This window comes from Bartonella ancashensis, assembly GCF_001281405.1.
GTDB lineage: Bacteria > Pseudomonadota > Alphaproteobacteria > Rhizobiales > Rhizobiaceae > Bartonella > Bartonella ancashensis.
Map to the genome: position 1 here is coordinate 97,501 of NZ_CP010401.1, position 25,311 is coordinate 122,811.

At 38.7% G+C, this 25,311-nt stretch carries 17 protein-coding genes and 1 pseudogene (1 of these 18 only partly in view); 9 read left to right on the forward strand and 9 right to left on the reverse strand.

Annotation, left to right across the window (positions count from 1 at the left end):
• On the forward strand, positions 1–335 hold the final stretch of the coding sequence (locus PU02_RS00520) for an HlyD family secretion protein (RefSeq protein ID WP_053943613.1). It extends 769 nt beyond the left edge of the window; only the last 335 of its 1,104 coding nucleotides appear in the window; its start codon lies off the left edge, out of view; its stop codon occupies positions 333–335.
• Positions 336–391: 56 nt separating this feature from the next.
• A complete protein-coding gene (locus tag PU02_RS00525; RefSeq protein ID WP_053944591.1) occupies positions 392–1,915 on the forward strand; it encodes a DHA2 family efflux MFS transporter permease subunit in 1,524 nt (507 codons plus the stop codon).
• A gap of 428 nt (positions 1,916–2,343) precedes the next feature.
• On the opposite strand, the gene PU02_RS00530 is transcribed toward PU02_RS00525, so the two are convergent.
• The 4 genes from PU02_RS00530 to PU02_RS00545 all read right to left on the reverse strand — a co-directional run bounded on the left by PU02_RS00530 (position 2,344) and on the right by PU02_RS00545 (position 6,272).
• A complete protein-coding gene (locus PU02_RS00530; RefSeq protein WP_053943614.1) occupies positions 2,344–3,477 on the reverse strand; it encodes a type III PLP-dependent enzyme in 1,134 nt (377 codons plus the stop codon).
• A gap of 60 nt (positions 3,478–3,537) precedes the next feature.
• The gene (locus PU02_RS00535) at positions 3,538–3,774 is read right to left on the reverse strand and encodes a hypothetical protein (protein ID WP_053943615.1); all 237 of its coding nucleotides are present in this window, start codon (positions 3,772–3,774) and stop codon (positions 3,538–3,540) included.
• A gap of 335 nt (positions 3,775–4,109) precedes the next feature.
• Positions 4,110–5,030: an oxygen-dependent tRNA uridine(34) hydroxylase TrhO gene (gene trhO / locus PU02_RS00540; RefSeq protein WP_053943616.1), complete on the reverse strand. Its 921-nt coding sequence runs from the start codon at positions 5,028–5,030 to the stop codon at positions 4,110–4,112.
• A gap of 411 nt (positions 5,031–5,441) precedes the next feature.
• Complete coding sequence (locus PU02_RS00545; RefSeq protein WP_053943617.1) at positions 5,442–6,272, reverse strand: ferredoxin--NADP reductase; 831 nt, start codon at positions 6,270–6,272, stop codon at positions 5,442–5,444.
• A gap of 584 nt (positions 6,273–6,856) precedes the next feature.
• Here PU02_RS00545 and alr point away from each other — a divergent pair.
• Positions 6,857–7,978: an alanine racemase gene (gene alr, locus PU02_RS00550; protein WP_053943618.1), complete on the forward strand. Its 1,122-nt coding sequence runs from the start codon at positions 6,857–6,859 to the stop codon at positions 7,976–7,978.
• Positions 7,979–8,234: 256 nt separating this feature from the next.
• Here alr and gcvP read toward each other — a convergent pair whose 3' ends face one another.
• Genes gcvP through gcvT form a run of 3 tightly spaced genes read right to left on the reverse strand, consistent with a single transcriptional unit; the run spans position 8,235 to position 12,529 of the window.
• Positions 8,235–11,021 carry an aminomethyl-transferring glycine dehydrogenase gene (gene gcvP, locus PU02_RS00555; protein ID WP_053944592.1) on the reverse strand — a complete coding sequence of 929 codons (2,787 nt, stop codon included), beginning with the start codon at positions 11,019–11,021 and terminating at the stop codon, positions 8,235–8,237.
• Positions 11,022–11,032: 11 nt separating this feature from the next.
• Positions 11,033–11,401 (reverse strand): glycine cleavage system protein GcvH, encoded by a 369-nt coding sequence (gcvH, locus tag PU02_RS00560; RefSeq protein ID WP_053943619.1) that lies wholly within the window; start codon positions 11,399–11,401, stop codon positions 11,033–11,035.
• A 6-nt stretch (positions 11,402–11,407) separates the two neighbouring features.
• A complete protein-coding gene (gcvT, locus tag PU02_RS00565) occupies positions 11,408–12,529 on the reverse strand; it encodes a glycine cleavage system aminomethyltransferase GcvT (protein WP_053943620.1) in 1,122 nt (373 codons plus the stop codon).
• 959 nt (positions 12,530–13,488) lie between these two features.
• On the opposite strand from gcvT, the gene PU02_RS00570 reads away from it, so the two are divergent.
• The 5 genes from PU02_RS00570 to PU02_RS00590 all read left to right on the forward strand — a co-directional run bounded on the left by PU02_RS00570 (position 13,489) and on the right by PU02_RS00590 (position 19,905).
• The gene (locus PU02_RS00570) at positions 13,489–13,680 is read left to right on the forward strand and encodes a Trm112 family protein (protein WP_053943621.1); all 192 of its coding nucleotides are present in this window, start codon (positions 13,489–13,491) and stop codon (positions 13,678–13,680) included.
• Positions 13,681–15,333: 1,653 nt separating this feature from the next.
• Entirely contained in the window at positions 15,334–16,365 is a 1,032-nt protein-coding gene (locus PU02_RS00575; RefSeq protein ID WP_053943622.1) for an aspartate-semialdehyde dehydrogenase, read from the forward strand.
• A gap of 1,019 nt (positions 16,366–17,384) precedes the next feature.
• A complete protein-coding gene (locus PU02_RS00580; RefSeq protein WP_053943623.1) occupies positions 17,385–18,203 on the forward strand; it encodes a MetQ/NlpA family ABC transporter substrate-binding protein in 819 nt (272 codons plus the stop codon).
• A gap of 6 nt (positions 18,204–18,209) precedes the next feature.
• Complete coding sequence (locus tag PU02_RS00585) at positions 18,210–19,244, forward strand: methionine ABC transporter ATP-binding protein (RefSeq protein ID WP_053943624.1); 1,035 nt, start codon at positions 18,210–18,212, stop codon at positions 19,242–19,244.
• A complete protein-coding gene (locus PU02_RS00590) occupies positions 19,237–19,905 on the forward strand; it encodes a methionine ABC transporter permease (RefSeq protein ID WP_053943625.1) in 669 nt (222 codons plus the stop codon). The genes PU02_RS00585 and PU02_RS00590 overlap by 8 nt, the downstream gene beginning before the upstream one ends.
• Here the strand turns inward: PU02_RS00590 and PU02_RS00595 are convergent.
• Positions 19,902–20,381 (reverse strand): MaoC family dehydratase, encoded by a 480-nt coding sequence (locus PU02_RS00595; RefSeq protein WP_053943626.1) that lies wholly within the window; start codon positions 20,379–20,381, stop codon positions 19,902–19,904. The genes PU02_RS00590 and PU02_RS00595 overlap by 4 nt on opposite strands.
• 171 nt (positions 20,382–20,552) lie before the next feature.
• Here PU02_RS00595 and PU02_RS00600 point away from each other — a divergent pair.
• A pseudogene (locus PU02_RS00600) lies at positions 20,553–21,883 on the forward strand (NAD(P)H-dependent oxidoreductase).
• A 178-nt stretch (positions 21,884–22,061) separates the two neighbouring features.
• Here the strand turns inward: PU02_RS00600 and PU02_RS00605 are convergent.
• Positions 22,062–25,172, reverse strand: a complete 3,111-nt coding sequence (locus PU02_RS00605) for an autotransporter outer membrane beta-barrel domain-containing protein (protein WP_053943627.1) — start codon at positions 25,170–25,172, stop codon at positions 22,062–22,064.
• Positions 25,173–25,311: the final 139 nt, after the last annotated feature.

Below are 25,311 nucleotides of genomic sequence, written 5' to 3' on the forward strand. Positions count from 1 at the left end.
TTCATGCACTCTATGCTGAAGCAAACTATAAAGAGACAGAAATTAAAAATATTCGTAGCGGACAAACCGCTTACATTTCTGTTGATTCCTTCAAAGGTAAAGTCTTTAAAGGAACTGTTCTTTCTGTCTCACCTGCAACAGGAGCTGTTTTTTCTCTCTTACCTCCGCAAAATGCCACGGGTAATTTTACTAAAATTACTCAACGTATACCGGTTCGCATCTCACTCCCTGACGATGCGCTGAAAGATGGGTATTTGCGAGCAGGAATGAGCATTTCAGTAACCATTGATACTCACCCAAAATCACACTATGAAAATCTTTCACGACAAAAGTAAACCTTATACCGAAAGGCACCGTTTTGGCTTCTGCTGACATTCAAAAACGCACAGGAATGCGTGAAATTATAGCTTTCATTGCTATGACCTTTGGTATGTTCATGGCTATCTTGGACATCCAAATCGTTTCCTCATCTCTAGCTGAAATTCAAGCTGGTCTATCAGCAAGCTCCGACGAGATTTCATGGGTTCAAACTTCCTATCTCATTGCAGAAGTTATTATGCTGCCTCTTTCTGGATTTTTGGGGCGTCTACTTTCAACAAGAATTTTATTCAGTTTATCAGCTGCCGGCTTCACCATTGCTTCCATTTTGTGTGCAACAGCAACATCCATCGAACAAATGATCTGTTACCGAGCTCTCCAAGGATTCATTGGCGGAGGAATTATCCCCTGTGTTTTTGTAGCATCCTATACCATGTTTCCACCCTCTAAGCGTTCAATTGTTTCACCAATCATTGGACTTGTGGCGACATTAGCACCTACAATAGGACCAACAGTGGGAGGCTATCTTAACCATGCATTATCTTGGCATTGGCTCTTTCTTATCAATGTTCCTTTTGGAATTATTATTTCGATTTTAGCCTGGAAACTTATTGACATTGATAAAGCTAACCATTCCCTCTTGAAGAAATTCGATTGGTGGGGACTAATCTTCATGGCGCTTTTCTTAGGATCTTTGGAGTATGTTCTAGAAGAAGGAGCGCATCACGACTGGTTTAATGATAGCATGATTACTAACTGCTTTATCATTATGGTTTTATCGGCTATTTTATTCCTATGGCGTGCGTTTACAGCAGAAGAACCAATCGTCGATCTTACTACTTTTGCAAATCGCAATTTTTCAATTTCAGCTGCCTTCTCCTTCATGCTAGGCATAGGTCTCTACGGCCTCACTTACTTATATCCTGTCTACCTCAGTCAAATCCGCCACTATGATGCGCTCCTGATTGGAAAAACACTATTTATCTCAGGTTTATCCATGTTCATGACAGCCCCTCTTGCAGGATTTCTTTCAACACGAATTGATGCTCGTTTTATGATAGCCATCGGATTTGCAGGCTTTGCATGGGGAACTTGGTTGGCCACTTCAATTACAGATAACTGGGGATTTTGGGAACTTTTATGGCCTCAAATCTTTCGCGGTACTTCCATTATGTTATGCATGGTTCCTATAAACAATATTGCCTTTGGCTCACTCCCTCCGGAAAAAATGCAAAATGCCTCAGGACTCTTCAATCTAACACGAAATCTCGGTGGAGCGGTGGGACTTGCTGTTATCAGTACTCTGATAACACAACGCACGAATCTTCACTACGCGCGAATAACTGAAACAATCCAACAAGGAAATATCCAAGCAACTGAAATTCTTGCAAAGCTTTCTAAATTTTTTGAATTTACTTCCTTTGACTCAAAATCTCTTGCATTATCCCAGCTTTCTAATATGATTCGCGCACAAGCTGCTGTTATGGCTTTTGGTGATATCTTCTTTATGATGGTTTCTCTTTTTAGCATTTTGACCTGTTTAACTTTTTTGCTGAAAAAAATACCACCGTCCGCCACAAACTCTCTAGGCCACTAAATAAAGCACAGAGAACATCTTCCTACGTTAATATATGACATAAACTTCATAAAAATATATCAATGCACACTGGATGATTATTGTTAATTCTTCTCACAACCCAGCCGGAGTGATGGATGATCTTGGATCACTGCTTAAAATATACCCGTATAACTCTCAAAGAACACAACCGTACATTCTCCTAAACCATTAAGAGTATTAAAATTAAAACACTTTCTTAAAAACCTAACGAATCACCGGACAACTGCACTACAAAACTACAAAAACCTTTTTAATTTCTCACTAAAGATAATCTTCTATAGTCCTCATATTAAACGCAATGCTTAAAATCGGTTACAAAAATCAGATATTCAAAACATCTTAATTGTAGACAACAACCTAAATCACTATGCGTGGATGCAGTGCTAATTCACCATGACGACAAAAAACTAAATGACATAAGAGCGCAAAGGTTCAAAACCATTAAATGCAACAGAAGCATATGTTGCCGTATAGGCACCAGTTCCATGAATCAATAACTCATCCCCTACCGTTAGAGATAAAGGAAGCAAATAGGGCGCTTTTTCATACATGATATCAGCCGAATCGCACGTTGGTCCTGCTAAAATACAAGGCTCCACAGCTTGATCGTCATGTACCGTTTCAATAGGATAGCGAATCGCTTCATCCATAGTTTCAACCAGGCCATTAAATTTACCAACATCAAGATAAACCCAACGTACGTTATCATTATCTGCTTTCTTAGATATAAGAATGACCTCTGTACGAATAACTCCAGCATTTCCAACCATTGCACGCCCTGGCTCAATAATTGTTTCAGGAATACGATTACCAAAATATTTCTTTAACGAATCAAAAATCGCCATGCCATAAACCTGTGGTGTGGGAACATCGTACAAATAACGTGTTGGAAAGCCCCCTCCCATATTTATCAATTTTAGCTGAATTCCCTCTTTCTCTAAATGCTCAAAAACCATGGCAACATCAGACAAAGCACGATCCCATGCATTCGGGTTTGTTTGCTGAGATCCAACATGAAAAGAGACACCATATGCCTGTAAACCTAATTGATGTGCTCGTCTCAAAACATTCACCGCCATGGCAGGAACACAACCAAACTTGCGTGATAATGGCCATTCCGCACCTTCCCCATCTGTCAGGACTCGGCAAAAGACGCGAGCACCTGGTGCAGCACGTGCAACTTTTTCAACCTCTTCAATACAATCCACGGCATAAAGCGAAACACCGAGCGCATGCGCATAAGCAATGTCACGTTCCTTTTTGATAGTATTGCCGAAAGAAATACGCTCAACCGTCGCACCTGCTTCTAAAACCATTCTAATTTCTGAAACTGAAGCAACATCAAAAGATGACCCCAAAGAAACAAGCAATCGCAAAATTTCAGGTGCAGGATTTGCCTTAACTGCATAAAAAATGCGCGACTGAGGAAGAGCTTTCTCAAAGTTTAAATAATTCTCATGAACAATGTCAAGATCAACAACAAGACACGGACCGTCAGGACGGTGTGTTGAAAGAAAATCACGAATACGCTGTGTTACCATCTGCAACTCTCCCTGAAAAACAAAGGTTACATCCCTTTTTTGTGAACAGCACAAAACCGTTCACAACCAAAGAACAAAACACAGACAACCACCGTTCCATACCCAAAAATAAGGAAGAAACCAGCGTTGCATGCCATAAAAGAACAGCGCGAAAACGCGTTGTCCTACTTTGTCTGCCTCTTTGATTGGAGTTGCACAAAACACTTCCGCACTGAAGGCAATGAGGTGTGCCTCTACAGTTACCCCAGCACTAAAAGCTGGAAGACACCAGAAAGGCCCGCACCGTCGTTGCTTCAAGATGTCCTCATTCTTCCAAAAACTTGAAAAAATGACTGGAGCTGAAAACTCCAGGTACCGTACCGGTTAATCTCATCCCCTTGAGGACCAGCGGACACCCACAGGCACGTGCGACTTTGGGCAATGCTGCGTATAAAGATAATTATTTCTCATTGCAATATTTTTTTTGATTTTAAGATTTTTTTAACTTTAAAATCTAAGATGATGTAAAAAAGCAACAGAATTCTTAAGAAAACAAATTCAAGAGCACGTTATTTTTATACAAAAAGCAACCCAACCAAGTCCCAACATCTATTCTCTAAAACAGAAAATAATAGTAAAAACCCAAGAGGTGATTATAATTCTTCTTGATGAAATTGAAGCGCACGCGCCTTTGATAACTGAAACTGTTTATGACGCTCTCTAAAACGCTGCCTATCCGCTTCACTGCGCGTCTCATAACAGGCATCGCAAGATACCCCTTCTTCATAGTAAGGAGATAACTTTCCTTCAATACCAAGAGGATAGCGGCATGCCCTGCATAACTCACGCCCACACTCCTCAAGACCATGTTTTACGGAAACTCGTTCATCAAAAACAAAACACTCACCCTGCCACAAACTTTCCTCTTTTGAAATTGTCTCCAAATATCGAAGAATACCACCTTTTAAGTGGTAAACCTCATCATAACCTAAACCTTTCAAATAAGACGTGGACTTTTCACACCGAATACCCCCTGTGCAAAACATGGCAATTCTTTTCTTCTTTTTCAAATCACTTTCATGCTTAGCAACCCATTCAGGAAATTCACGGAAAGTTCTGATATGAGGATCAACTGCCCCTTTAAAACTTCCGAGCATATATTCATAATCATTACGCGTATCAATGAGTAGAGTTTCCTCGTCCTGAATCAGGGTATTCCAATCTTCAGGAGCCACGTAAGTGCCAACCGCCTTCAACGGATTAACATCCTCTATCCCCATCGTTACAATCTCTTTTTTCAATCGCACTTTTATGCGATGAAAAGGCATTTTTGATGCCCACGAATATTTAAGTTCAAGCTCTCGAAATACAGGCTTTGCAGTAATAAAGCGCACTAGCACTTCAATCGCATCAGGAGAACCCGCAACAGTCCCATTTATCCCCTCTTTGGCTAAAAGCAATGTGCCCTTGATACCATGTGCTTGACACAAATCAAGCAAAGGTCTTTGTAATTGACAACACTCTCCCAAATCCGCAAAACAGTAAAGAGCAGCGACTTTAAATTTCTTTTCCATGCTTCTTGCTATAGCGTGCGTTTTATTCAATTTCAAGAGTCCATTACGTCCAAACTATCTGTACATTGTATCAATCTTTTTTTGTTATAAATGATTAAATAACAACACCATACACTGAAATGCTCTGTGCAGAATGACCATCTCCCTTCATCCTTCCCTTAAAACATCCCATCTAATCTAATTTGGTGAAGGAGAAAATTCATAGCAATGTTTTTAAAATATGCATGCAGCCGATAAAAGGATAATCAATAACCTTCAAATCATTTCTTGCTAAAACAGTCAAAAACACCCTGCAATCTCATACTTCCTTAAACTCAACTTACGCACATCCCTAATCCCTAGGAAACTTCCCAGCAACCCACCATAACTAAAAATCATAAAATTAATACGCACAAAAGTGCAACAACCACTTTAACCTACAAAAGCACGCTCCACAACATAAGTGGATGGCGCATTATTAGCTCCTTCTACAAGCCCAAAAGACTCACATATTGCCGCACAATCTTTAATCATCTCAATCGAACCACAAATCATGGCTCGATCTTCATCAGGATTAATGGGAGGTAAACCTGCCATTTCAAAAAAAGCACCACTCTTCATAGCTGTCGTAATACGCCCCATATATTGCGAAGGTTCTCGAGTAGTCATGGGATAGAACATTAATTGTTGTGCATATTCACCAATTAACTGATCTTTTCGTAATGATTCAACAAGATCTATCGCATAAGTTAATTCACTACACTCACGTGTTGTTTGAACAAGAATTATTTGAGAAAATTTCTCATATGTCTCAGGATCACGAATCAAACTGGCAAAGGGAGAAACACCTGTCCCCGTTGAAAGAAGATAAAGACGCTTCCCTGGAATAAGTGCATCAAGAACCAACGTTCCCGTCGATTTTTTGCGCATCAAAACTGTATCCCCTACTTTTATTCTTTGAAGATGTTCCGTTAGTGGTCCTCCTGGAACTTTTATTGAAAAAAACTCAAGCTTCTCATCCCAAAACGGACTCGCAATTGAATAAGCACGATAAACTGGTTTTTCTGCATTTGGCAAACCTATCATAACAAATTCACCGGAACGAAAACGAAAATTTTCTGGACGATTGAGGCAAAACTTAAATAAACGATCCGTATAGTGGCAAACTTCTTGGACAGTTAGTGCAAACACATTTTCAGGAATTGGAAAACACGATGCACCACCACTGATAGCCGACTTTAAATTGGTGATAGATGCATTCATAAAATTCTTCTTTTCAGGCTTCTATTAGATACTTGGTTTCAAATCTTGCAGATTGTATAATATCCACAAAACGATCTGCCAATATCTCTATTTAAACATAAACAGCTCTTGGCATTGTAATTACCAAGAAAACCCATAAAAGCTAAGTTAGATTCATTAACTGACATAAATAACTTTACTGTAAATAAATTTTTTGCACTTTTTCACATATAATCACTATCAACATGATTATTAAGCGGTACAGCTTTGACTTCAACAACGACTCGCACGTACTTTCCTTTTAAAAACAAGAAAAACGTCCGAAATTGTATTAAATACTCTTCCTCCACAAGATCCACAATGACACAGGTACTTTAACAAGGTAGGATTATCTAAAAAGATAAAAAATCTGTTCTTTAAATTCTAAACACATTATTCAATAAACAACATAAACAGGAAACATGTGCATTTGCCGTATAAAAATTGAATCTTTTTAAAGATTATTTCATACATCATTGTTGAGTGTAAACTATCAATACTTTAGGCACAACAACATCACCCAAAAGGAGTTTTGTGTCCTTAAACATAAGATTAGGATCCTAAAAATGGATAATCCTGCCAATTATGAAATAAGCACAGTCCTGCCCTATACTGCCGTTGCAACCATTGATATTGGTGCCATTGTTGCAAATTATAAAACTTTAGCCCAACGCGTTGCACCAATAGAGTGTGCAGCTGTCATAAAAGCCAATGCTTATGGAATGGGTGCTGAAAAAGTTGCTCCTGCACTTTATCAAGTAGGCTGTCGCATTTTCTTTGTTGCTCAAATTAATGAAGCACTGCAATTAAAAAATATCCTGCCTCCAAATACTATTCTCGCGATCCTAAATGATTTTCCGCCACAAACTGAAGAGTGGGTAGCTCAAGCTGGGATTGTCCCCGTTCTCAATTCTTGGCAAACGATCGAACGCTGGCAAACACTCTGTCAAAAAAAGAAGCAGAGATTTCCCGCAATCATTCAAATTGATACTAATATGAATCGATTAGGGCTTAATCAAGAAGAACTACATTTATTAATCAAACGTCCCCTTATCTTTGAAAAAGCAACCATAAAATACATTATAAGCCATCTTTCTAGCGGAGATAATGTCGCTCACCCATCTAATAATAACCAATTAGCTGTTATGCAAAATCTTCTCACACAGCTTCCTCCATGTAAAGCTTCTCTTGCTAACTCTGGAGGAATTTTCCTTGATTCAGCATTTCATTTTGACCTCGTTCGTCCAGGTATCACACTCTATGGAATAAACCCTCATGATAAACACCAAACATTCCTCAAACCTGTTTTAAAACTTGAAGCACAAGTCATCCAAAGCCGTTTTGTTGATTCAGGAGCTTCCGTTGGCTACGGAGGAAGCTTTGTTACAAACCGCCCAAGCATCCTCACAACTATTGCCATCGGCTACGCTGACGGTTGGCCATATAGCCTTTCTAACAGAGGTTCCGTTTATTTTAAGGAGCACAGGCTCCCCATTGTTGGGAAGGTATCTATGGACTCCACCATCGTTGATGCAACCGATCTCGAACACAAAAAACCTGAACGAGGTGATTGGGTAGAGCTCATTGGACGGCACCAAAGAATTGAAGATATTGCCGTAGATGCTAACACTATTCCTTATGAAATTTTGACATCTCTCGGTGCGCGCTGCAAACGTATTTACATCTAAATGCTTGAAAATGGGACCCATCAACACATTGATAACATCCCCATACTTTCAGAGAATTCTCTTACTGGTATCGCTTTCCTTGCAGAATATTTCTATAAAGCACACCTTTTTTCGTTCTTCACACATCCACTTCGCAAAAAGCAGAAAAACAATACCAATAATGACAATTCTTTCTCGTAAACAACTCTACTCAAAAAAGAAACATCTGATCCGTCATGCTTTCCCAATATGAACATAACTTCAACAGAGGCTCTCACTACACTAATGGCGGACAAGAACAAATTAGAGTCCTATCACCAGAAACATTATCAATGCGTGATACAGGAGGCCAATACTTATGAGCAGAATCAAAGGAACAACTGGGAAAAGCAGCCTCTTGTCGTGAATAAGGCCTTTTCCAATCATCATTTACGACATCAGCTAATGTATGCGGTGCATTAACTAATGGATTATCATCTTTAGGCCAAACCCCTGCACCCACTTTCTGAGCCTCTTCAGCAATTGCCAATAAAGCGTCACACAAACGATCAATTTCTACCTTTGGTTCCGATTCAGTCGGTTCGATCATCAGTGTTCCAGGTACCGGAAATGACATTGTTGGTGCATGAAACCCATAATCAATTAAACGCTTTGCAACATCGTCGATAGTGATACCGTAGTGCTCTTTCAACAAGCGCATATCAACAATACACTCATGAGCAACATGCCCACGCTTTCCTCGGTAAAGAATGGAGTAAACCTTTGAAAGACGCGCAGCAATATAATTAGCATTCAATATGGCTATCTGCGTCGCATACTTCAAACCATCAGCCCCCATCATTCGAATATACATCCACGTAATGGCCAGAATAGAAGCACTTCCATAAGGAGCTGCTGAAACTGCATGTGTTGTCTTTCCCTGCTCATGGCCAGGTAAAAACGGCTTCAAATGCTCTTTCACACCAATAGGACCAGCACCAGGCCCCCCACCACCATGAGGAATTGCAAAAGTTTTGTGAAGATTCATATGGCAAACATCTGCTCCTATATCTGCCGGACGTGCAAGACCTACTAATGCATTCAAATTAGCACCGTCAAAATAAATCTGTCCCCCATTATCATGGATAATGGCACAAATTTCTTTAATATTCTCCTCATAAACACCATGCGTTGAAGGATATGTTATCATCAATGCTGCTAAAGAATCCCTATACTTCTGTGCTTTCATTTTAAGGTCATCAATATCAACATCTCCGTCACTTAGACATTGAACAACAACAACCTCCATACCAGCCATGTGAGCAGAAGCTGGATTGGTGCCATGAGCAGATGCAGGAACAAGACAAATATTGCGTCCATGATCGCCACGTGACTGATGGTATCGACGAATAGCTAAAAGCCCTGCATATTCACCTTGAGCACCAGAATTTGGTTGAAAAGAAATCTGAGAAAACCCTGTAATTTCACAAAGCCAGACATTCAGATCATTGATCATTTTTTTATAACCCAGCACATCTCCTTGAGGAGCAAAAGGATGGATATTAGCTACCGTAGGCCAACTTAAAGGGATCAATTCAGCTGCTGCGTTCAGCTTCATCGTACAAGAACCAAGTGGTATCATTGCTCGATCCAAGGCCAAATCCTTATCAGATAAACGACGCAAAAAGCGCATCATATCTGTCTCTGAGTGAACCATATGAAAAAATGGCTGCGAAAGAAAAGAGGCATCACGTTCCTTACCAAAAAGCCTTGGAGATGCTTGATCAACCAACTGCGCTCCAAAAAGACGCACCAGAGTACGGACATCATCTTCCGTTGATAATTCATCAAAGTTTATTGCAACATGATCATCATCAAGAATACGAATCAAATATCCTTCCATTTGTGCTTGAGCAGCAATTTCTCGAGCTTTATTCTCAACAAAAATAGTGACACAATCGAAAAAATACTGCCCTTCACAATGAACCCCAGAAGCATCCAAACTACGAGCAAAACGACATGCTAAAGAGTGAATTCGACTAGCCATCGACTGCAAGCCTTGCGGCCCGTGCCAAAGGGCATAGGCCGTTGCCATATTAGCCAACAAAGCCTGTGCCGTACATATATTTGATGTTGCTTTATCGCGTCGAATATGTTGTTCACGAGTTTGCAGTGCTAAACGAAAACCAACACGTCCTTTAGTATCGACTGACTGACCTACAATACGCCCTGGAATTAAACGTGTTAAATCAGCACTAACCGCAAGATAACCTGCATGAGGACCACCATACCCCATGGGAACACCATAGCGCTGCATAGAACCTACCACAATATCAGCACCCCACTGACCAGGAGCTTCCATAAGTGTCAACGCTAAAGGATCTGCAACAACAATTACCAAAGCACCTTTTTCTTTTGCTTCTTTGATAAGATCACTATAATCACTGAAACAGCCTTTTGTGTCTGGCCAAGATAAAATAATAGCTGCTGTATCAGAGCAAACATCGCCATTTTCACTAACCTGAAATCCTTGTGTTTCAGCACGTGTCTGTACAACACTAAGCGTTTGAGGATGTAAAAGACTCTTAATTAAAATCTTTCTTCTCTTCCCACGTGCAAAACGCACAGCTACGGCATTAGCTTCAGCTAAAGCTGTGGCTTCATCAAGAAGAGAAGCAGCAGCAACAGGCAACCCAGTCAACTCGCTAATTAATGTTTGAAAATAAAATAGGAGTTCCAAGCGCCCTTGACTTATCTCTGCCTGATAAGGCGTATAGGCAGTGTACCAAGCAGGATTTTCAAACAAATTACGCAAAATAACGGGAGGAACACATGTTCCATAATATCCTTGGCCAATGAAGCTTTTATGTAAATGATTGCACCCCATCATTTCAGCCAATTCCTCTAACGCCCGCCTTTCACTTACCGCTGCAGGCAAATTAAGTGAATGCTCTAAATGGATAGACTGTGGAACTGCTTGAGAAACCAATGTTTCGACAGAATCAAGTTCTAAGATATCTAGCATTTCCTGAATTTCACTGGGACGAACCCCCACGTGCCGTGAAAAAAAACTCCGTTCCTGCATATGCATAACACTCATCCAACTAATAACTTATAAGCATCCTCGTCAAGCAATTCATCTAGCTGCGTTTCATCATGTAATTTCATTTTCCATAACCAGCCTTCTTTTTCAGCTTTTTGATTTACCAACGCAGGATCATCTGCCAACGCAGAATTTACTTCGAGAACTTCTCCATCAATAGGCGCATAAACATCTGATGCTGCCTTTACTGATTCCACAACAGCAGCAGAATCTCCCTTAGAAATCTGCGTCCCTACCTGTGGTAAATCAACAAAAACCAAATCTCCTAATTGCTCTTGAGCATAGTGAGTGATGCCAATTGTGGCAACCTGCCCCTCAATGCTCAACCATTCGTGATCTTGTGTGAAGTAAATTTTAGACATTAGATATCACCCTTTAAAATAACGCTGCTCAACAAAAGGAAGCTTAGAAACGGAAAGCACAATCTTCTTGCCTCGCAATTCAGTGAATACTTCTTTTCCTAAAGTATTCCAGCCAAATGCAACATAACCCATAGCTACTGGTCCATCAACCGAAGGACCAAAACCACCAGATGTCACCATTCCAATCTGATTACCTTGATCATCTAAGAGAACTGCACCTGCACGAACGGGTTGACGACCTTGTGGTATCAAACCAACCCGACAACGGGAAGGTCCCTTTTGATAAGCATCAAGAAAAGCTTTTGATCCATAAAACCTTGCATTTTCTCGAACATTCTTGGAAACAGCCCATGTTAATGAAGCTTCAATGGGAGTAATATCAGGCGTAATATCTTGACCATGCAAACATAACCCTGCTTCTAGCCGAAGGCTATCACGCGCGGCAAGACCAACCCATTTGACACGGTGATCATGAAGTAATTTTTCGGCTAGTGAATATGCCTGGTCTTCTGGTAATGCAATCTCAAAACCATCTTCCCCTGTATAACCAGAACGCGCAACAAGCCAATCCTTTTTGGGTTCAAAACCTTGCATGAACAATAAATGATTATAAGACAAACCTGCATCTGCCATAACAGCCGCAGCCTGCGGACCTTGAAGAGCAAGTATAACCCTCTCAAGTGCTACTAATTGACACTCAAAACCATCCATCCGTCGTTCTAATTCAACAAAATCAGCATGTGCATTACCCGCATTCACAACAAGCATAAAACGTCTTTCACCTAAGCGAGTGAGAATAAGATCATCTAGAATACCAGCCTGCTCATTGAGTAAATAGCTATACCGTGATTGATTTTCCTTTAAAAGAGCTGCATCTACAGGAAGAGCATACGATAAAAACTCGATCGCTTCAGCCCCCTCAACCATAATTAATTTCATGTGAGAAATATCAAAAAGGCCAGCATGAGAACGTGTATGAAGATGTTCTTTCAAAACACCCAAGGGATAAGTTAGAGGCATCTCCCAACCTGCAAAAGCACCAAACCTTGCTCCAGCCTCTCTGTGTAACTCGTACAGAGGAAGTTTTTTTAAAGAAACTTCCTTAAATTCTTGCGATACAGTACCCATCACTTCTCCATCACAGCTCCCCAACAACACAACGAATCCTACCCTTTATAAGTTTCTTAAACTTATAAATAAGATCCTGCCCCGTCTTTGGTGCAGATCTTTTCAAATTCCTAAATCTTCTCCATTATTTCATGGTTCTTATTAACTTGGAAAATCACAGACAACTCATCTCCTTCAACAAAACGTGGAACTTGCACTATATCCACCTCTTACAAAAAAGATAACAGAACCCTTTTAGCATACCGTCGCCTATAACCTATCTTCTCCCTGCTGTCATTAACAAAGATTATATAACCCCGGATTTTAACATTCTTTCATCACTTCTAAGTTACCAAAAATTTTATCCCTAACATACAATAAGAATAACGGTTATCCTACCCGTGTAAAACATGAAGTAGACTGTTTTACCAAATTATACAAAACCAAAAATTACATTCTCTTCCGCTGCTCATAACTTAATGAATAATAAACCATTACTCTTAAATCGTACAAAGAATTGTACAACAACGATAACACCTAAAATAGGGGAACATACACAACTTCGAATTCTTTTATCAGAACCGTTTATCAGAACCGTTACTTTTTCATGTAATAAGCAAGCAATTGATCATTTCACTTATGAGTAAAGTCGATAAAATCTTTGTAAATATTGGGATCACATAATTATCCTACCACACTGCAATACCATACCATAAATTCTAAGTGGTATGAGATAAAGGCTATCAAACCACTACAAAAATTTAAAATATCAGATACAATAGCGGTGAAAATTCACTGAAAGTAGCCTTTTACCTCTGTCTTAAAGAAATACAACCACTGTTACCTGGAGATATACCCGCTGTAGCAAAATACTTTTGGAGTAGCTAGGGTGTTATAGCACGCAATCGTCTATCGTGATATTTTCAGTCCCTTGCAGAATAAAAATACCACACTATCACCTATTGAGTAAACTTTGCGATATGCCTAAAAAAATAACCACTGACCCTAAAATGCTTGAACTTCTTGTCTGCCCGATCACAGGGGGAACACTTTCCCTAAATAAGAAAACACACGAATTAATTTCACGCAAAGCAAAAATTGCTTACCCTATTCGCAATGGTATCCCTATCATGCTTCCTTCAGAAGCCCGTTCTTTACAACCCGATGAATGATACCTTTTCTCGCAAGAATTATCTTGTTGAATATCCCCAATCTTAACTAAAATCATATTTTCTCCTCTCCAACTAAAGAAGTTAGAAAATATCCTAAATAACTAGAGAAAAGTGATCACCTTTTAACTCAAAAAATGAGTGCAAATTAACTTCATCATTCCATACGTTTCAAACTTTTTTAACAAGAAATAGCTGCAAAAATTGTATCGCAAACGATAATTACTTCTTTTCGCAAATAATACCTATAATAATTTTGATAAAAAAGTCGCAAATAAAACAAAAGAAGAAGAATAAAACAGTATATTTACAAATATTTTTTGATACTAACAACTAATTACAAATAATATAATTGACAAAAATTAAGTATGCACACATAATGTCATAAATAATACTTACTATAAATGTAAAATTATCTTTATCTAAGTATTAAAAATATAAATCAATTATCAATTTGAGGGGAATCATTATGATTGGTATTTTTTTAGGTCTTTTCAGTTTTGCAGTAGCCGTCGCTGATTTTGTGAATGGCATCCTTCACCACGCTGTTTAGGTTTTTCTAGATAATCCTTCAACAAGAAGGTATACAACAACCTATCACCCATTCTGAATAAAAAATTTGGGTGATATCTTTTTCATTGAACAGTGAATCCGCCATAACTGAGAATTTAGCTCACCACCTTATTTATACGAAAAAGATCAGTCTTTTACACTGAAATACTTGTCACTTTAAACAAATTTCCTACAGTTTATACCATTGCTGCAGCCTTAAAATACCGATCCAAAATCAGTAACTCGGCAACGCCTCATTAATAACTGAAAACACCCATCTCCAATCAACATAGATGGATCATATAAGTACCATGCTCACAACAAGAAAATAATTACATCTCTACCAAATATACTAGATAAACTAAACTAATGATAATAAAACAATTTCAAAATATTATCTTACAAAATCAAGTATAAATTTCAAAATATAAAAACATGAAATCTTTAATTAACAAGAGATCTTCATTAACTGAGTTAATGACTTTTCTTTTATAGTTACTTTTACTTTAATTTGAAAACATAAAAAATGCAGAGTCTGTCGGAAAATTTCTTCCCAACTTCAACATATAACACCCAAACAGTTTTTACTTTACCAAATTAACTTTAGTGAAATGACACGTGACAGGCTTTAAGCTCATTAAGAATATAATTCTTGGACCTGTTATTTAGTTTTTTAAATTATTATACAAATCTGTTTTAAATTTTCACAAGATGTATAATATTGATACCAATAATTTCATCTTTATGAAACAATTTGCTAAATTTCAAAGTTTCAAGCCATAATACATAATAATTGACAGAACACCGTAAAATCTCTAGACTTCGGGGATATCAGAAGGTTTCTTAAAGACTCTGCCATGGAGTACTTAGATTCTATCTGCTTTTATTCGAGGTTAAGTGGAATAAAGCGTTGTGGATAAAATTTCTCCGAACGTTGTGATTACGGCTATATAACTATGGCTATAAAAATCTAGAAAATATGATTTAAAATGACTGAATATCCCTTTAGCCAACTCCTCCTTCTTAAACCTATTATCAAGGGGAAGACCGGCAGCGTATCAATTCGATTGTGCAAAATATCAAGAAGAACAGGAGTATAGGGTAATGACTTTTAAAATTGCTGTCGTCGGCGCAACCGGCAATGTAGGGCGTGAGATGCTGAAAATTTTAGAAGAACGAGGCTTCCCCTCAAATCAAGTCGTTCCTCTAGCTTCACGGCGCTCGTTAGGACAAGATGTTTCCTATGGTGATAAAACCTTAAAAGTGAAAGCACTTGACACATATGACTTTTCCGACACAGACTTATGTCTCATGTCTGCTGGTGGAAACGTTGCCAAAGAATATGCTCCTAAAATTGGCGCTGCTGGTTGTGTGGTGATCGATAACTCATCTTTTTGGCGTTATAACACAGACGTCCCCTTGATTGTACCAGAAGTAAACGCAAAAGCTATAAGTGGATTTTCTAACCGAAACATTATCGCTAACCCAAATTGTTCAACAATCCAACTTGTCATGGCCTTAAATCCTCTCCACAACGCTGCAGCTATCAAACGCGTTGTTGTTTCTACATATCAATCAGTTTCTGGAGCTGGAAAAGAAGGCATGGATGAACTATTCGAACAATCACGGGCTGTCTTTGTCGCAGACCCAATCTCATCAAAAAAATTCACCAAGCGCATTGCCTTTAACGTCATCCCTCATATTGATGTTTTCATGGAAGATGGATATACCAAAGAAGAGTGGAAAATGATGGCTGAAACAAAAAAAATTCTTGATCCAAAGATCAAATTAACAGCTACTGCTGTTCGAGTTCCTGTCTTCATAGGTCACGCTGAAGCGGTCCATGTTGAATTTGAGAAACCACTAAGTGCCCACGACGCACAAAAACTCCTACGTCATGCACCGGGTTGCCAACTCATCGATAAACATGAAGATGGTGCTTATGTAACTCCCTATGAATGTGCAGGAGAAGATGATACCTTCATTAGCCGTGTACGTGAGGATATCACCGTTGAAAATGGCTTAGCTTTTTGGATTGTTGCTGACAACTTAAGAAAAGGAGCAGCACTAAATGCAGTTCAAATTGCTGAATTACTCATTTCTCAAAATATGATTAGACCCAAATCAACGCTCTAAGACAAAAATTTTTCTAACATGGAGCGTAAAGCTACAATAACTTTCTTCCTTTTACAATAACAAACCTCGTTTCATCATTGAAGACGAAAACAACATAACGATATCTCATGATATTCAACGTAGCTAGGATTAATACACCTAGAAACAACGAAATTATACATTAGCTCTCAATGAAAATAGCAAGACCACTCCGGAAGAAAACGAGCTTAAAATACTCGTTTACTCATCCAAGATTACGTTTTGCATCACTGCAGTATGTTCTTATGGATTCATCTTTACTCCTTTGAGATCGTAGCAAACTCAAAAGAAGAAATTCACTATACAAAATAATTCTTATAATTTTGTCACAAAAATTAGTTTAACCCATATTTATGTAAAATATCTGCAAGAATATTATTGCATTTAAGCAAGCTATAGGCGCTTTCTAACTATTCTCTTATAATAAAGTTAATATATAAGCTTCTACTTAAACATGAAATTGTTATTATTTTTATTTATGTAAAAGAACAATAAAACCATTAACTAAATTTCAATAAGTATATAGAAGTAATATTTACCGTTTTACTTAAAAAGTGTTCTTACAAACTCATCACAAAATAACACCAATTCTACATATTACTCAAAAATTCTTAAATCATCATGGTGCTTAATTTTTTTAAATATGATACCTTAATTCATAAAATCATAATAAAATTTTTTTGAAAATTGATCATGTGCTAGTTAAACAGTAAAAAAATATTCTCTGTTAAAAGAGAAGTTTATATTTTTAAAAATTCCTCTTCATACACGCACAGTGGTCACACATATTGAAACGATTACTCCAAAAAAAATCCCCATTAATAACTGTTCTAAAGAGCATATTTGTGTCATCCACTCACTCTCAAAGTAAGATTTTTTGAAAAAATGTAGTATTTATTTCCTTTTTACATATATTTTACAATATTAATGTTTAATATATAAGTAGTTTTAATAAAAATTAAATAATAATATTAATTTTACAAATAAAGAAAGAAAAATGTATGATATTAAAACTACATTGCAAATACACAATAGCTTTACTGTTCCTTTCCTTAGTTGCATTCTTCTTTTATGCTCCTTTTACCATAGCTGCAAATAAATCTACGATCAGACTCGGTGTCATGGAAGGAGAAGAAGCAACCATTTGGAAAGTTGCTGTTGAACAAGCTAAAAAAACAGGGCTAGATATTGAACTTGTTTATTTCTCCGACTACACACTCCCTAATGATGCTGTTAATGCAGGAGATATCGATGCCAACGCTTTCCAACATGCACCATACCTCGATACTCAAATGAAGCAGCGTGGCTATAAGCTTGCAATTGCTGGATATACTTTTATTACTCCAATCGGTATCTATTCACATAAAATTGAGGGCCTAAAAGATCTCCGTGATAAAGCAAGTATAGGTATTCCTAATGACCCATCTAATGGTGGTAGAGCATTACTTTTGCTTGATTCTTTAGAAATCATTAAACTGAAAGACCCACGTAATGTCCTTGCATCTCCACTTAATATTGTTGAAAATCCTAAAAGTGTAAAAATCCATGAATTAGATGCTGGTATTTTAGGACGAGCAATTGATGATTTTGACATTATAATTGTCAATACAAACTGGGCTCTGACTACGGGGCTAAATTTACAAAAAGATGCTATTGCGTGGGAAAAAGCAGAAAACAATCCCTATAATAATATTATTGTTGTACGCACTGAAGATAAAGACGAGCCATGGGTTAAAAAATTAGTCTCTGCTTATAACAGTGAACCAGTTCGTGCAAAATTAAAAGAAATATTCGGTATAGCAGCCCAAACATCTTGGTAAATATTTATGGAATATCCTACACTCATCTCTTTACAAAATATTAGCCGTCGCTTTTCTACAACAGCCTCCATACCAGTCCTTAAAAACTTATCTCTTAACATTTATGCAGGTGAAATCCTTGGTATTATTGGACGTAGTGGTGCAGGGAAATCAACACTTCTGCGCTGCTTGAATGGATTAGAACGTATTGATGAAGGAAATATCTTTTTTGAAGGAGTGAATGTTTCAAATTTACCAGAAGAAGGATGGATAGCTTATCGTCAACGTATTGGTATGATTTTTCAAAATTTTAATCTTTTATCATCCCAAAAAGTCATTGATAACATCGCATTACCCCTAAAATTAATGGGTGTTAAAAAAAACAACGTCACGAAAAAATCCCTTGAACTTATTGAATTGGTAGGGCTATGCGGTAAAGAATCCCATTATCCAATAGAATTATCAGGAGGGCAAAAACAACGTGTCGGCATAGCACGCTCGCTAGCAGCCAATCCTCAAATATTACTATCAGATGAAGCTACTTCTGCTCTCGATCCTGAAACAACGCAATCCATTCTACAACTCCTTTCTGATATTAATAATCGCCTTAATCTCACTATCGTCCTCATTACTCATGAAATGGAAGTTATCCGTACTATCGCACATCGTGTCGTTGTCCTTAATCAGGGGAGCATTGTGGAAGAGGGAAAAGTAAAGGATATTTTTACATCACCACAAGAAGACACGACTATTGCCATGCTCAAACTCGTAACACCGCAACTACCTATAGAGATAGCTCAGAAACTTAAACCAACTGGCCAAGAAGCTGTCATTGAAATTAATATTGATGGTGAAATTGTTCAACAGCCTTTTTTAAATATTCTCGAAGATCAAACAAATTTAAGAGCATGTATTCTACATGGTGGTATTGATACCGTTCAAGGAGAAACTATTGGACGTCTTTTTTTAGGTATACCTAGCCAAAACAAAATAGCCTTAGAAAAAGCCATCACATGGTTAAAAAAGAAAAGCCGATATTGCGAGGTACTAGGCTATGTCTAACCTTTTTTTTCATGAATTGCCTAATGCTATTATTGATACACTATTTATGACAACTAGTTCTTCTTTGATAGCACTTATCATAGGGCTCCCTATCGGATTAATACTATGTATAACAGCTCGCGAAGGACCCTGCACATCCTTCCTTATTAATTATCCTCTGAGCATCATTATTGACTGTATTCGTGCAATTCCTTTCATTATTCTTGCCTTTTATCTCTTGCCAATCACTCGTAAAGTCGTAGGAAGTGGAATAGGAGTTTCTGCAGTAATATTTGTTTTAACCATTTCAGCCATTCCTTTTTATGCACGTATGGCAGAGCTATCTTTTAAAACAGTTGATATTAGTTTGATAAGGGCCGTTCGTTCTATGGGTGCTAGCTACTTGCAGATTGTTAAATATGTGCTCATCCCCGAAGCGTTACCAAGCTTAATTAAAGGTTTTGCAGTTATGACTATTTCTCTCATCGGAGCAACCTCACTTGCAGGATATCTTGGTGGAGGAGGTCTGGGTGACATGGCAATCCGCTACGGTTACCAACGTTACAATACCTCCGTGATGACAACCGTTATCGTTGCATTGATTATCCTCAATGTTACTGTTCAATGGTCCTTCGACAAAATTGCACAAAAATTAGATAAAACAAAAATTAAAAATATCTAATTGCCTAATTTTTCGCCTTCAATGGCTGTGATAATAATCCAATGAGCAGTCAGAGCCGGATTTTTTAACTGATCAATTTCTACTGTAACCTGATAATGGAAAATAACTCTGCCAGAAGGACGAACTTTAGCATCGTCCAGAACGAAGTGAGCGCGCACTCGTGCACCTGCTTTTACAGGACTTATAAACCGCACTTTATCAAAACCATAATTAATCCCCATGGTTGCTCCTTCCAGCTCCGGTAACGCTTCATGAGCCAATGCAGACAAAAGTGACAACGTCAAAAAACCGTGAGCAATTGTACCTTTAAAAGGCGTGTTTTTTGCTTTTTCTTCATCTACATGGATCCATTGATGATCATCTGTTGCACATGCAAATTGATTGATCATATCTTGTGTCACTAGACGCCACTGCGAAACACCAACCTTCTTCCCAATAAAGCCAGTTATATCTTGTAGTGCTACCTTCCGCTGCATGATATCATTCCTACTTTATTTGGTGAAAGCATATATTCTTCTCTCTTGCTTTTATAAAACCCATTGATTAGAGCATCAACAATAAAAGAAACAAAATATCTTAAAAATAAACATAACCTATTAAGGGAGCTACTCCACCTAAATGGGTAAAATACAAATAGGAAAAAAATAATGACCAGTAATGTGAATTTAACGGGTCTAGCACGCGATTTGAAACAACATGCAGAAAACCATAAACCTATTCGTATTGGACTTATTGGCTGTGGCGAAATGGGAATGGATTTAATATCAAGTGTTGCACATATGGATGGTATAATCATCGCTGCAGTTGTTAGTCGAAAACCATCACGTGTTCTTGAAGCTGCTGCTTTAGCTTATGGTGAAGAAGGTCATGCACGCGAAGTTGAAAATACTCACGCATTAACCCAAACTATCGAAAAAGGCTTAATTGCTGCCACAGGTGATCTTGATCTTGTTTTAGGTCATGAGCAAATCGATATCATCATTGATGCAACAGGACATCCTGAATCTGGTGCTGAAATTGGGTTTAAAACACTCAAAAATAATAAACATCTTGTTATGATGAATGTTGAAGCAGACGTTACAATCGGCACTTATCTGAAACATGAGGCGGATAAAAAAGGCCTTATTTATACATTAGGAGCTGGTGATGAACCTTCTTCTTGTATGGAGCTTATCGAATTTGTTTCAGCACTCGGACATCAAATTGTTGCAGCTGGTAAAGGAAAAAATAATCCACTGATTTTCGATGCAACACCTGATGCTTATGAAGAAGAAGCTTCACGACGTTATATGAATGTTCGTATGTTAGTCGAATTTATTGATGGATCCAAAACTATGGTTGAAATGGCTGCTATCGCTAACGCAACAGGACTTGTTCCTGACTGCCCAGGGATGCACGGTCCACAAACCGCACTAAAAGATTTAAGTACAGTTTTTATTCCAAAAAAAGATGGTGGTATCTTAGAAAGATATGGTGTTGTCGATTATTCTACAGGTCAAGGAGTTTCCCCTGGTGTCTTTGTTATTGCAAAAATAGAACACCCACGTTTGCGTGAGCGCATGGAAGATTTAAAAATCGGAAAGGGACCGTATTTTACTTTTCATCGTCCATATCACTTAACTTCAATGGAAGTCCCTCTCACCTGTGCACGTGCTGTACTTTACGGTAAAACAGATATGGCCCCTCTTCATCAACCCGTAGCAGAAGTATGTGCTGTTGCTAAAAAAGATCTGTACCCTGGTGATAAATTAGATTTTATCGGCCTTTACAGCTACCGTGCTTGGATCATGAGCGTTTCAGAAGCACGTCATCAAAAAGCTATCCCTTGCGGTCTTTTAGAAAGGGCAACAGTTACAGCAAAAATTAAAAAAATGAACTCATTACAGTGCACAACACAGCTGTCCGTAAGGAGCAGTGGATTACACGTCTTCGTACTCAACAAGATCTATTACTTAATCTTCCTTCTTCTTGGAACTGAGTAACGATATCTTACATCTTTACAGTATTCATAAAAATTATTTTAAAACAAATAAATCGGAATCATCTCCCAATAATCCAACTGTAAAGCAATTTTCTTATTTTCACACAAAAAAACTGCCCCTCCACAGCTTAAAACTCACGGAGGGGCAATCAAAAAAGACTAACTTAAATTCACATTAGAAACGGTAACGCAAACCTCCGGAGAAACTTATCCCTGAAAAACCTGCATCTCCGAGTCTATGCTGATACAAAACATCACCATGGAGAACAACAGCTGAGGATAACTCTGCATTAACGCCTACCCCTCCTTCTAAGTAAGAACCGAATGAACTTAAGCGGAACGCATCCTTAAAGAACACAGACTGCTCTTTCCCATAACTTTTGGTCATGTAAAGCTTTCCATAAAGGGATACTGCACCATCCTTTTCTAAATCCCAAACCATCTTACTCACATCTCCCCCGATACGCGCTGTAAATTGATCCGGATGATCGAAATTTACATCAAAACCATCGACATCACGTACCTTGCTCATGAAAAGCTTCTGATAGACAACTTGAAACTGCGGCTCAACCGTGAATTTTCCATACTTTACTGCAAAGGGACGACCACCTGTCAAAGAAAGATTCACAGGGATCCCTCTCAGATGAGCTGTCTTTCCCCGTGCTGCTGTCGTAACATCACCACGGACAAAACCATAGGAGATAGAACCTTCTGCATAGAGACCACCGTCACGTTGTACACGTGCATAGGTCATCACGGAAAATTTATCAAACGTATCCCTTAAGCTGTACTCAACTTCTTTAGGCTTCAGAAGCAAGTGACCATAAGACCCTGCTGCTCCAAAAGAAAGAACATTTTTGCCAATTTCCGTTGTTTTCAACACAGCCCCAATCTGCAGCGCACTGTAGCTAACATCCGCTCCATAACCATACTCACGCGCAGACAAATCAGAAGCGTATTTGTAAGCACCACCATAACCATTCATAATGAAAGCTGAAGGTCTTAGAAGATTTACTGCTGTTTCAAATAATTTATGCTGATTCTTAACATCCATTAAATCAACATGAAACAGAGTATTTGGCAAAAGCAAATATGTCGGGACCTGCGGAACAACAGCTCTTATTGGTAACTTAGGCCCTCCATCCTGTCCATATTCTGCTTCAATATACTTATTTTCTAAACGGAAATCCCAAAAATCTCTATCACTATCAATTAACTTCCGGGAAGATTCACCCTTACGTAACTGAGTATTTGGACCATAAGCTTTCAACACATACTGATAGGGGAAACCATCAACCGCAGTATAAGGACCATCCAAGACAAAAGAGTCATCTTGCGCGGCACCAAAGACCTGGATAAGAGAAACATCCCGATATCTAACACCATCAACACTCTCTACGTCCGCTTCACATCTAACACGGCCTACTACACGCACCTTTGTTGCAGCACTCTCCTTAGAAATATCTCCATCAATCACAACATGATCCGCTCTGCGACTATCAAGCCAGCCTTCACTATCTAAGTGAACGTTCAGATGTAACCGTGCATCACCAGAAGCGCTATAAACAACTCTCCTTTCTTTTTGATGGACTTCCTGCTGTCCCTGCACCCTATCTTCCCTTTGCACAGAAGAAACTCTATGACCAATATGAAGCGTCTGATAGCCATAATTCTTCAGTGAAGAAGGAGCAAAAACAATCTCGCTATCCTCAAGAGCTATAGAGGAAATATTTGAATGAACTGCGGAGTGTAAACGACCTTGAGAACGATTCTCTCCTCCTACTAAGGTCCACCTAGAACCATTCCTTAAATCGAGTTTAGCAAAAGACCCACTATCAACATGAGTTCCTCCAGTCAAAGAAGACTGATCTGCATAAACCTCTACCAAAGGAGAAAAATTGACAACACGCAGCAATTCTTTCCCAGAAATCTTTGATCCCTTCGATAAACGCACATGACCAGAAGAACCACTACTATAGATAGCCGCATTATCCGAAACCGAAAGAGCTGCAGCCTCCAAAGAAATTATCCCTCCAGACCTCTTCTCTTCACTACCTCCTTTACCTTGCACAAGAAGTTCTTCTCCATCTTCTCTTTCATGTAAGAAGTACACCCCATAAAACTTCTTCCCTTTTACTGCGATATCGGAACCTACAACACCCACCCTGTAACCACTACTACATCCACCATAAGCCCCATCTCCAGATCGAACTAAAAAAGCATGAGAGTGAGAAAGATCAACCTTCCCCCCCTTAAAAAGGGTCGAGCCACCGCAGCCCAAACTAAAAGCGGCATTCTCTCGATCCTTTTCACTATCGCGCACTACGTCTGAAGAGGAATCTGAGACGGTTACACCCGTAGCAACAAAGGAACCATCCTTGTGTACACGAATTGCATCCCCCCCCTCAAAACGAAGCGATCCACCTACCATGGTAGCACTCGCTTTATCATAAACATAAACAGCTACGTTGCTTAAAAAGAGTCGTGTATTTTTTGCATGCTCAGATACATCTTCACGCACCTCAACAGACACACCCTGTAGCTGTACAGCCGCGTTCCTCCCAACATGAACTCCTACATTTCTTGACGAAATCTTACCACCCGCCATTTTAACAACCGCAAATTCTTCAGCATGAATACCCCTACTCACATCTTCAAAAGAAACCTTATCCAAAATGACCTCTGCACCATTCTCCCACACAGACACCCCTTCAACCGCCTCTATAATCGACCCACCGACCATATGGACTTTCCCGTTTCCTGCAAGACCTACATTCACGTCCTTAAAGTTAGAATTCTTTAAATTTATCTGGCTTCCCTTGAAAAGAATGACCCCAGAAAAAGGAACTCTCTTAAGACGAGAAACACCCTGAAAAGTCTCATAAGTATATAAATCAGAAGGACCAACAACATTCACGTTTGTTGCAACAACGGTAGCACCCTCCTTCAAGTCTATGGCGGAGACATTGCTTCTTAAAATCCTCCTTTCCTTTCCTAAATCGCTATCCTTAACTCTCGATATTGTCACATTATCAAGATTGACACTTGCATTACCTACCGAAATACCATTCGCATCCCTAAATAGGATAGAAGTATCCCTCAGGTTAAGAGCGCCCTCAGAAACATCATACCCTTCATAAATATCATGAGACAGCCCCCCGTATAAACCCTGCACACCTGCAACAACATCTGCACCGTGAAGAGCCAAAAAAACACCTCCTGTAAAAACAATCGCACGAAAAAAGCTATACAAACGACTTATATTCCCAAATTTCATAATCATCATTACCGCCAAATTTCCTAACAAATACAAAAATGCCCCCTATACAGCATCCACAGTGCGCTCCGCGTTTTGTGAGGTAAAATTAAATTATGGCAATAATAAGTTACCCCTTTACTGGGGATAAACCAACAAAGGGGTACAA